The organism is Variovorax sp. 10L421, assembly GCF_056395365.1.
In genome coordinates this window covers 109,805-120,069 of sequence record NZ_JBFTJJ010000017.1, presented here as the reverse complement: position 1 = coordinate 120,069, position 10,265 = coordinate 109,805, and the positions used below count along the sequence as shown (strand labels likewise).

General features: G+C 66.7%; 10 protein-coding genes. 4 read left to right on the top strand and 6 right to left on the bottom strand.

Annotation, left to right across the window (positions count from 1 at the left end; all coding sequences use genetic code 11):
• From AC1DFC_RS21075 to AC1DFC_RS21065, 3 genes are all read left to right on the top strand, one after another.
• Positions 1-393 (top strand): electron transfer flavoprotein subunit alpha/FixB family protein (locus AC1DFC_RS21075; RefSeq protein WP_478179923.1); only part of this gene is annotated, 393 nt, incomplete at its 5' end.
• A 132-nt stretch (positions 394-525) separates the two neighbouring features.
• Positions 526-1,497 (top strand): nucleoside hydrolase, encoded by a 972-nt coding sequence (locus tag AC1DFC_RS21070; RefSeq protein WP_007837566.1) that lies wholly within the window; start codon positions 526-528, stop codon positions 1,495-1,497.
• 104 nt (positions 1,498-1,601) lie between these two features.
• Positions 1,602-2,651 carry an alpha/beta hydrolase family protein gene (locus AC1DFC_RS21065; RefSeq protein ID WP_478179922.1) on the top strand — a complete coding sequence of 350 codons (1,050 nt, stop codon included), beginning with the start codon at positions 1,602-1,604 and terminating at the stop codon, positions 2,649-2,651.
• An 87-nt stretch (positions 2,652-2,738) separates the two neighbouring features.
• On the opposite strand, the gene AC1DFC_RS21060 is transcribed toward AC1DFC_RS21065, so the two are convergent.
• From AC1DFC_RS21060 to AC1DFC_RS21035, 6 genes are all read right to left on the bottom strand, one after another.
• Complete coding sequence (locus AC1DFC_RS21060) at positions 2,739-3,476, bottom strand: amino acid ABC transporter ATP-binding protein (RefSeq protein WP_478179927.1); 738 nt, start codon at positions 3,474-3,476, stop codon at positions 2,739-2,741.
• Positions 3,477-3,515: 39 nt separating this feature from the next.
• Complete coding sequence (locus AC1DFC_RS21055; protein WP_478179921.1) at positions 3,516-4,205, bottom strand: amino acid ABC transporter permease; 690 nt, start codon at positions 4,203-4,205, stop codon at positions 3,516-3,518.
• Between the two features lies 1 nt (position 4,206).
• A complete protein-coding gene (locus AC1DFC_RS21050) occupies positions 4,207-4,938 on the bottom strand; it encodes an amino acid ABC transporter permease (protein WP_007838244.1) in 732 nt (243 codons plus the stop codon).
• A gap of 97 nt (positions 4,939-5,035) precedes the next feature.
• The gene (locus AC1DFC_RS21045) at positions 5,036-5,935 is read right to left on the bottom strand and encodes an amino acid ABC transporter substrate-binding protein (protein ID WP_007838242.1); all 900 of its coding nucleotides are present in this window, start codon (positions 5,933-5,935) and stop codon (positions 5,036-5,038) included.
• A gap of 168 nt (positions 5,936-6,103) precedes the next feature.
• Positions 6,104-7,558 carry an aspartate ammonia-lyase gene (locus AC1DFC_RS21040; protein ID WP_007838240.1) on the bottom strand — a complete coding sequence of 485 codons (1,455 nt, stop codon included), beginning with the start codon at positions 7,556-7,558 and terminating at the stop codon, positions 6,104-6,106.
• 171 nt (positions 7,559-7,729) lie between these two features.
• Positions 7,730-8,719, bottom strand: coding sequence for a LysR substrate-binding domain-containing protein (locus AC1DFC_RS21035; RefSeq protein WP_413316067.1), 990 nt, complete (start codon positions 8,717-8,719; stop codon positions 7,730-7,732).
• Positions 8,720-8,780: 61 nt separating this feature from the next.
• On the opposite strand from AC1DFC_RS21035, the gene AC1DFC_RS21030 reads away from it, so the two are divergent.
• Entirely contained in the window at positions 8,781-10,223 is a 1,443-nt protein-coding gene (locus AC1DFC_RS21030) for an amidase (RefSeq protein WP_413335480.1), read from the top strand.
• Positions 10,224-10,265 lie beyond the last annotated feature (42 nt).

Genomic DNA, 10,265 nt, shown 5'->3' with positions numbered 1-10,265 from the left:
CGGGAAGTCACGAAGAGCGAACGCCCCGAGCTGACGGCCGCCAAGATCATCGTCTCGGGTGGCCGGGCGCTGGGCAGCGCCGAGAAGTTCACCGAGGTGATGGCGCCGCTGGCCGACAAGCTCAACGCGGGCCTGGGCGCCAGCCGCGCCGCCGTGGATGCGGGCTACGCCCCGAACGACTGGCAAGTGGGCCAGACGGGCAAGATCGTCGCCCCGCAGCTGTACATCGCCTGCGGCATCTCGGGTGCGATCCAGCACTTGGCCGGCATGAAGGATTCCAAGGTGATCGTGGCGATCAACAAGGACGAGGAAGCGCCGATCTTCTCGGTGGCCGACTACGGGCTGGTGGCCGACCTGTTCACGGCGGTGCCGGAACTGGTGAAGGCGCTGTAGCCAGCAGCGTGCCCTGTGCACCGCCCCGAAAAAGTCGCCAGCTAACGCCGGCGACGCGCCCTGACAGGCACCGGCGCTCTGGCAGACTTGCCCGACAGGGTGCACCGTCCGCGCCCGCCGAGGAACCTTGTCATGCAACCCACGCCATCCACCGACGCCACGGTGCACACGCTCATCATCGACACCGACCCTGGCGCCGATGACGTGATCGCGCTGCTGTTCGCGATGGCGGCGCCCGAACGGCTGCGCATCGAGGCGCTGACGACGGTGGCCGGCAACGTGCCGCTGGCCAAGACCTCGCGCAACGCACGGCTGGCCTGCGAATGGGCCGGGCGGCCGGAGATCCCGGTGTACGCGGGCGCCGAGCGGCCCCTGCGGCGCACGCCGATCTACGCGGCCAACATCCACGGCAAGGAGGGCCTCACGGGCGTCGATGTGCACGAGCCCGCCGGGCCGCTGGCCGATGGCCATGCGGTCGACTACCTGGTGCGCACGCTGCGCGCCGCGCCCGAGAAGAGCGTGACGCTCGCGATGCTCGGCCCGCAGACCAACCTTGCACTGGCGCTCGAGCAAGCCCCCGACATCGTGCGCGGCCTGCGCGAGCTGGTGCTCATGGCCGGCGCACATTTCAACGGCGGCAACATCACGCCGGTGGCCGAGTTCAACGTGTTCGCCGACCCGCATGCGGCCGAGGCAGTGCTGCTGAAGAGCGGCGTGCCCATCACCATGCTGCCGCTCGACGTGACCCACAAGATCCTCACCAGCGACGAACGCGTCGCGCGGCTGCGCGGCCTCGGCAACCGGGCCGGCGCGATCGTCGCGGACATCCTCGACGCCTACGCGCCCCAGGAGATGAAGCACTACGACATGCCGGGCGGCCCGGTGCACGACGCCACCGTCACGGCCTACCTGCTGCAGCCTTCGCTCTTCAAGGGCAGGCGCATCCACGTGGAGGTCGACAGCCGCGAGGGCATGGGCTTCGGGCAGACGGTGGCCGACTGGTACGGCAGCCTGCACCGCACGCCCAACGTGAACTGGATCGTCGACGGCGATGCGCAGGGCTTCTTCGATTTGCTGACGGAACACATCGCGCGGCTGCCCTGAGCACTTTCGCGCCGCCTTTCACGCACTTCATCGCAATCCGGTGGCTGCCGCGCAGCGGCGCGGCCACCATGCGGACTCCATCGACACCGTCCAGGAGATCCACGATGCGCACCGTTTTCCGCCAGGTCCTGCTGCTCGCCTCGGGCTTGCTGCTGTCGTTCCAGCTCATGGCCGCCGAAGCCGGCTGGCGCCAGCTGAGTCTTCCGGTTGCGGCGCCGGACGCCGCGCCCGTCGTGGTCGCGCTCTACTACCCGACACAGGCCGCCGCCCGCGCCATTCCCATGGGGCCGTTCACGGTCCGCGTGGCCATCCAGGCGCCACCCGAGGAGCGCTTCAAGGGCCTGATCGTGTTGAGCCACGGTGTCGGCGGCACCGAACTGGGCCACACCAGCCTGGCCGAAGCGCTCGCGCGAGACGGCTACCTGGTCGCGGCGCTGCGCCATCCGGGCGACAACTGGCAGGACGGCGCACTGCTGCATCAAGGCGCGGCGGCCTACTTCACGCAACGGCCGCAGCAGATCTCCCACGTGATCGACGTGCTGTTGAAAGACCCGATGTGGAAGGACCGGATCGCTGTCGACGCGCAAGGCCCCCGCATCGGCGCACTGGGTCATTCGGCCGGCGGCTACACGGTGCTGGCGCTCGCGGGCGGGCAGGCCGACCTGTCGCGCATCGCCAGCCACTGCGCGAGCGAGCGCGCCGCCGACCCGATCTTTTGCGGCGTCGGCCGCAACGCTGGAGCGCCGACCAGCACAGTGGCGGCCCCGGCATCGCCGCTGCTGCCTTCACTGCGCGACCCTCGGGTACGCGCGGTCGTGGCAATGGCTCCGGCCGGCGTTCCCTTCACGGCCGCTTCGCTCTCGGACATCCGCGTGCCCACGCGGATCTACGAGGCGCAGCTGGACCGCTTTCTCGTTCCGCGCTTCCATGCCGAATGGGTCGCGCAGAACATGCCGGGCGCCGAACTCCAGCGGATTCCCGACGCCTGGCACTTCGCCTTCATGGACACCCCCTCGAGTGCGATCCCGACGGACGACGGGGACGTTCGAGCCGATCCGCAAGGCTTCGACCGCAAGGCGCTGCTGGCGCGGCTGGGCAGCGAGATTCCGGCGTTCTTCGACAAGGTGTTTGCGGCGAGCCCTGGCACGAAATAGATCGCGTGCACAGGGCCTCCCGCCAATGGAAAAAGGGGCCGCGCTCTCGAAGCGCGGCCCCTTTTGCCTGAACCCGGCAGCGGCTTGTCAGTGCTGCAGGATCTTGTTCAGGAAGTCCTTGGTGCGCGGCTGGCGGTTCTCCGGGTGGTTGAAGAACTCGTCCTTCGGGCAGTCTTCCAGGATCTTGCCGCCCACGTCGATGAAGATCACGCGGCTCGCAACCTTGCGGGCGAAGGCCATTTCGTGCGTGACCACCATCATGGTCATGCCTTCCTTGGCCAGGCTCACCATCACGTCGAGCACTTCGCCGACCATCTCGGGGTCGAGCGCCGAGGTGGGTTCGTCGAACAGCATCACGATCGGGTCCATCGACAGCGCACGGGCGATCGCCACGCGCTGCTGCTGGCCGCCCGACAGCTGGCCCGGGAACTTGTCCTTGTGCGCCATCAGGCCCACGCGGTCGAGCATCTTGAGGCCGCGGGTCTTGGCTTCGTCGGGCGTGCGGCCCAGCACCTTGATCTGCGCGATCGTGAGGTTCTCGGTCACCGACAGGTGTGGGAACAGCTCGAAGTGCTGGAACACCATGCCGACCTTGGAGCGCAGCTTGGGCAGGTTGGTCTTGGGGTCGTGCAGCGGAATGCCGTTGACGGTGATCTCGCCCTTCTGGAAGGGCTCGAGCGCGTTCACGGTCTTGATGAGGGTGGACTTGCCCGAGCCCGAGGGCCCGCACACCACCACCACGTCGCCCTTGGAGATGTTCACGTTGCAGTCGTTGAGCACCTGCACCGGGCCATACCACTTCGATACGTTCTTGATTTCAATCATTTTTTCGGACATTTCTTTCTCTCCGGTTCAGCCACTCGGTCAGCGAATGATGGCGATCTTCTTGTGCAGGCGTTTCACCAGCCAAGACAGGGCATAGCACATGACGAAGTACACGACGGCCGCGAGCAGGTACGCCTCGATCGGACGGCCGAAGTTCTTGCCCGCGGTCTCGAAGCCCTTGAGCATGTCGTAGGCGCCGATGGCGTAGACCAGCGAGGTGTCCTGGAACAGGATGATGGTCTGCGTGAGCAGCACCGGCAGCATGTTGCGGAAGGCCTGCGGCAGCACCACGAGACGCATGTTCTGGCCGTAGGTCATGCCCACCGCCTGGCCCGCGTTCACCTGGCCGCGCGGGATCGACTGGATGCCCGCGCGCATGATCTCGCTGAAGTACGCTGCCTCGAACGCGACGAAGGTGATCACGGCCGAGATTTCGGAGCGGTAGTTGGAACCGACCGAACCGAACATCGAATAGAACGACGCCGGCACGAGCAGGAAGAACCACAGGATCACCATCACCAGCGGGATGCTTCGCATGCCGTTGACGTACAGCGCCGCGGGCGCGTCGAGCCACTTCTTGCCCGACAGGCGCATGAGCGCCAGCAGGGTGCCGAAGATCACGCCGCCGATGGTGGCCACGATCGTCAGCATGATGCTGAAGTAGAAGCCCTTGACGACGAAGTTGCTGATGACGTCCCAGTTGTAGAACGACAGGTCGAGATTCATCATGTCAATGTCCTCCGCCGCCGCTGCTGGCCGAGACGATGAAGCCCGGCACGCGGGTCTTCTTCTCGATGAATGCCATGAGCCGGTTGATGACCAGGGCCGACACCACGTAGCACGCCGTCACCGCGAGGTAGACCTCGATGCCGCGCGAGGTTTCTTCCTGCGCCTGCATCGCGAACATGGTGAGCTCGGCGACCGACACGGCGAAGGCGACGGACGAGTTCTTGAAGATGTTCATCGTCTCGCTCGTGAGCGGCGGGATGATGATGCGGTAGGCCATCGGCAGGATCACGTAGCGGTAGTACTGCGCGGTGGTGAAGCCCACCGCCATGCCCGCGTAGCGCTGGCCCTTGGGCAGCGCCTGGATGCCCGAGCGCACCTGCTCGGCGATGCGCGCCGAGGTGAAGAAGCCCAGCGCCAGCACCACGAGGATGAAGCTGGGCACGCCCTTCATCACCGGGATCAGCGCCGGGATCACGTGGTACCAGAGGAAGATCTGCACCAGCAGCGGGATGTTGCGGAACAGCTCCACCCACGCATTGCCCAGCCGCACCAGCCACGGGCTGTCAGGCAGCGTGCGGATGATGCCGATCAGCGAGCCCAGCACCAGTGCCACGATCAGCGCCAGCAGCGCGACCGACACCGTCCAGCCCCACGCCGAGAGCATCCATTGCAGGTAGCTCGGATATTCCCCCCCGGGGTCTTGCAGGAACACCTGCCAATCCCAGTTGCCCATTTGTATTTACTCCTTCTTCACCGTCTCTTCGAAAACCAGTCCCTTGAAAAGAAACGCCCACCGCGAAAGGTGGGCGTCATCACGCTGCGACGCGCGCTTATTCCTTGGTGACGTACTCTTCGGCCGGCTTGTCGTTCGGGTTGGCCCAGGCGTTCTTGGTGGCTTCGCCCAGCGGCAGGCCGATGGTCACGCCAGCCGGCGGGATCGGCTTCAGAAACCACTTGTCGTACAGCTTGGCGAGCTCGCCCGACTTGGCCTGTGCCTTGATGCTGTCGTCCACGGCCTTCTTGAAGGCCGGGTCGTCCTTGCGGATCATGATGCCGATGGGTTCGACGGCCAGCACGTCCGGCAGGATCTTGTAGTCCTTCGGCGACTTCGACTTGGCGGCCAGGGCAGCCAGGATCGAGCCGTCCATCACGAAGGCGTCGGCACGGCCGGTTTCGAGCAGCAGGAAGCTGTCGGAGTGGTCCTTGCCGTAGACCTCCTTGAAGGTCAGGTTCTCGGCGCGCTTCTGCTTGCGCACGGTCTGCAGCGGCGTGGTGCCGGTGGTGGTGGCAACCGTCTTGTCCTTCAGGTCGGCCAGCGAGTGGATGCCCGAGTTGGCCTTGACGACGATCTTGGTTTCTTCGACGTAGGTGGTCACGCCGAAGGCCACGTCCTTCTGGCGGGTGGCGTTGTTGGTGGTGGAGCCGCACTCGATGTCCACGGTGCCGTTCTGCACCAGGGGAATGCGGTTCTGCGAGGTCACGGGCTGGTACTTGACTTCGAGCTTCTTGCCGACGGCCTTCTCGAGGTCCTTGATGATGTTGGCGCAGACGTCGTAGTGGAAGCCGGTGTATTGGCCGTTGCCCAGCGTGTACGACAGGCCCGAGGATTCACGCACGCCTTCGGTGATGGTGCCCGAAGCCTTGATCTTGGCCAGGGTGTCATTGGCCTGAGCGAAGACGCCGCTGGTGGCGAGCGCCGCGATTGCCAATGCCATTGCTTGTTTTTTCATACAGAAAACTCCTGAGGGTGACTGAAACAGATACAACTAAATTCTAGACATTCACATTTTGCGTGATACCCGGACCAACCCGGTGCATTCACACCCACGCTGCACCGGCCATGCGCATTGCAGCGCCAGCCTGGTGCGATCCTGCCTCCTGGCATTGTCCGACTTTCACTAAGCAGCCTTTGTGCCCGAAGGCTCGGCGGCCGGTGGAACTGGCGCGGCCGACAGGCGCACCGGCTGCGTCAGGTTCTCGGGCACCAGCAGCGCGTCCATCTCGGCGCGCGTCATGATGCCCAGCGACTCGGCCACCACGTCGATCGGCCCGCCCGTGGCGAGCGCGGTCTTGGCGATGAGCGCGGCCTTCTCGTAGCCGATGAGCGGGTTGAGCGCCGTGACCAGCGTGACCGATTCGCGCACCCGCTTGGCGAGGAACTCGCGGTTGGCCTCGATGCCGACGACGCAGTTCTTCTCCAGCGTGTTGCAGGCCCGGCTCAGGTGCTGGATGCTCTTGAACAGGCTCCAGCCCATGATCGGTTCGAAGGCGTTGAGCTGCAGCTGGCCGGCCTCGGACGCCATCGTGACTGTGACGTCGTTGCCGATGACCTCGAAGGCCACCTGGTTCATCACCTCGGGAATCACGGGGTTGACCTTGCCCGGCATGATCGACGAGCCCGCCTGCCGCGCCGGCAGCCGGATCTCGCCGAAGCCGGCCTGCGGGCCGCTGGACAGCAGGCGCAGGTCGTTGCAGGTCTTGCTGAGCTTGGTCGCCACGCGCTTGAGCACGCCCGACAGCTGCACGAAGGCCCCCGTGTCCTGCGTGGCCTCGATGAGATTGGCGGCCTGCTTCAGCGGCACGCCGGTCTGCTCGGCGAGGTACTGGCAGGCCAGGTTGGCATAGCCGTGCGGCGCGTTGATGCCGGTGCCGATGGCAGTCGCGCCGAGGTTGATTTCCTCGATGAGCGCGCGCGCCTCGCCCAGGCGGGCCTCGTCTTCCCCAATCATGATCGCGTAGGTCAGGAACTCCTGGCCCAGCGTCATCGGCACGGCATCTTGCAGCTGCGTGCGGCCGATCTTGAGGATGTCCTTGAATTCGAGCGCCTTGGCCTCGAAGCTGCGGCGCAGCGACGCCATCGATTCGAGCAGCCGGTCGATGGCGAACCACAGCGCCAGGCGCACGGCCGTGGGGTACACGTCGTTGGTGCTCTGCGAGGCGTTGACGTGGTCGTTGGGATGCAGCACGTCGTAGCGCGCCTTCTCGTGGCCCAGCTTCTCGAGCGCGAGGTTGCAGATGACCTCGTTGGCGTTCATGTTGGTCGAGGTGCCGGCGCCGCCCTGGATCACGTCGACCACGAACTCGTCGAGCAGCTTGCCGTCGACGATGTCCTCGCAGGCCAGGATGATGGCCGCCGCGCGGTCGCGGTCGATGGCGCCCAAGTCGGCGTTGGCGCGCGTGGCGGCCTTCTTCACGTAGGCCAGCGCACGCACCAGGTCGGGCATGGCCGAGATGCGGGTGCCGGAGATGGGGAAGTTCTCGACCGCGCGGGCCGTGTGCACGCCCCAGTAGGCGACGGCGGGGATCTGCTTGTCGCCGAGGAAGTCGTGTTCAGTCCTGAAATTGGAGCTCATGCTGGTTCCTCGGCTTAAAAAAAAGCACGCGCAAGGCGCGTGCCGGGCTGTGCTGCTTGCAACGGCAAAAAAACTGCCGCGACTGTAGTGGCGCCGGTTCAAGGGCGCCAATGCCGTTTGCGGGGGGTCCTATGCGTGGCATTTATAGATTGTGCGTTGCACAAAATCCGGTCATTGACGCTGGGGCTGGGTGCCGACCAGGTAAGACCATAACGCATCGGCAGTGCGTTTGGGCTGCAAGCCCTCGGAGGTCGAAGCCTTCGCAGCGCGGCCGCCACCGGCCCTGAGCGGGGCCGCCATGCCGGGCCGCTCGCGGTAGGCGCGGATCTCCATCGTCGCCTCCAGGCTGTCGATCTCGGGCGGCAGCGCGCTCACGAGCTTGCGCGCCTTGATCTCCTTGCGCACCGCGCTCTGCGGCAGGAAGGCGATACCGTGCCCTTCGAGCGCCATCACCTTCAGGCCCTCGGCCATGTCGGTTTCGTAGACCCGGTCGAGGTGGATGGCGGTGCCCGATTCCTTCAGCAACTGGTCGACCACGCGCCCCAGGTAGGCGCCCGGCGCATAGCCCAGGTAGGGCAGCGGCTGGCCGGGCCGGCCCGGCAGGCGGTAGCGCGGCGCGCCCTCGGCATCGGCCTTGACCCAGGGGGCGACGGTTTCCTCGCCGAGGCTGACCATCTCGTACTTGTTGGCGTCGAGCTGCAGCGGCTGCGAGGGGTGGTGGTAGGCGATCAGCAGGTCGCAGCTGCCTTCGACCAGCCGCAGCACCGCGTCATGCACGTTGAGCGCGATCAGGCGGCTCTTGATGGGCCCGAAATGCTCCCTGAGGCTGGTCACCCACGAGGGAAAGAAGGTGAAGGCCAGCGTGTGCGGCACGGCAATTTCGATCACATCCTGCCCGGCGGCCGAGTGCCCGCGCAGCATGGCCCGGGTGCTCTGCAGCGACTGCAGCATCTCGATGGCCTGGCTGTAGAGCGTCTGGCCCGCTGGCGTGAGCCGCGTGGGGTACGAACTGCGGTCCACCAGGTCGGTGCCGGCCCAGCCTTCGAGCGCCTGGATGCGGCGGGAGAACGCCGGCTGCGTCACGTGCCTCAATTGGGCCGAGCGGCTGAAGCTGCGCGTTTCCGCAAGGCTGATGAAGTCTTCGAGCCACTTTGTTTCCATACGCGGCGATTATGCGAGCGCCGCGCCATACTGGGCTCCCCCTCTTTTTCCCTCATCCGCCATGTCTTCAGCCGACCTGCTCGACCTCAGCGCCACCGAACTCTCCCGCCGCATCGCCGCGCGCGACGTGTCCTGCCGCGAGCTGATGCAGGCCTCGCTGGCCCGCATCGAAGCGCTGAACCCGCGCTTCAACGCCATCGTGTCGCCGCGCGATCCGCAGCAGGTGCTGGCCGAGGCCGACGAGCGCGACGCCGAGCTGGCGCGCGGCGAGCGCCGCGGCTGGATGCACGGCTTTCCGCTGGCGGTGAAGGACCTGAGCCACGCCGCCGGCCTGCCGACCTCCATGGGCTCGCCGCTGTCGCCGCGCTCCGCCGCGCGGGCCGACAGCCTGCACGTGGCACGCGCCAGGGCGGCCGGCGCCGTGGTCATCGGCAAGACCAACACGCCCGAGTTCGGGCTCGGCTCGCACACCTACAACACCGTGTTCGGCATCACCCGCAATGCCTACGCGCCCGATCGCAGCGCGGGCGGCAGCAGCGGCGGTGCCGCGGTGGCGCTGGCCCTGGGCATGCTGCCCGTGGCGGACGGCAGCGACATGATGGGTTCGCTGCGCAACCCTGCCGCCTTCAACAACGTGATCGGCATGCGCCCCTCGCGCGGACGCGTGCCGGGCAACCCCGACGAGGAACTGTTCTTCCAGCAGCTGGGCTGCGAAGGCCCGATGGCGCGCACCGTGGAAGACGCCGCGCGGCTGCTGGCCGTGCAGGCGGGCTTCGACGCTCGCGTGCCGCTGTCGTCGCCGCACGCCCTGCCCTCGCCCGACGAACTGCAACTCGACGACGACAGCAAGGGACTGCGCATCGGCTGGCTGGGCAGCATCTGGCCCGACCTGCCGCTGGAGCCGGGCATCCGCGAGTTGGGCGAGAAAGCGCACGGCACCTTCCGCGACATCGGCTGCGAGGTCGAACCCTGCACGCTCGACGTGCCGCGCGAGCACAACTGGAGCGCCTGGCTGCGCCTGCGGCAGTTGCTGGTGGGCGGCAAGCTGGGCGCCTACCTGAGCGATCCGAAGCTGTTCGCGCAGCTCAAGCCGGAGGCGCAATGGGAGATCGAGCAGAGCCGTCACCTGGATGCGGCCTCGCTCTACCAGGCCTCGGTGTACCGGTCGAACGTGTATCGCGCGTTCCTGAAGCTGTTCGAACGCTTCGACTTCGTGCTGGCGCCGACCGCGCAGGTGTTTCCGTTCGACGCGGAAATGCACTGGCCGAAGGAAGTCGCTGGCGTGGCGAGCGACACGTACCACCGCTGGATGGAGATCGTCACGCCTTTCACCCTGGCCGGGCTGCCGACCCTGAATGTGCGCGCCGGCTTCGGCGAAGGCGGGCTGCCGATGGGGCTGCAGCTGGCGGGGCCTATCCATGCGGACCTCGATGTGCTGCGGCTTGGGCATGCGTACGACCAGGCATGCGGCTGGGCCGCCCATCGCCCCCCAGTATTGGTTTGACTCCCTCCCCCGCTGGGGGAGGGCTGGGGTGGGGGCAAGCGG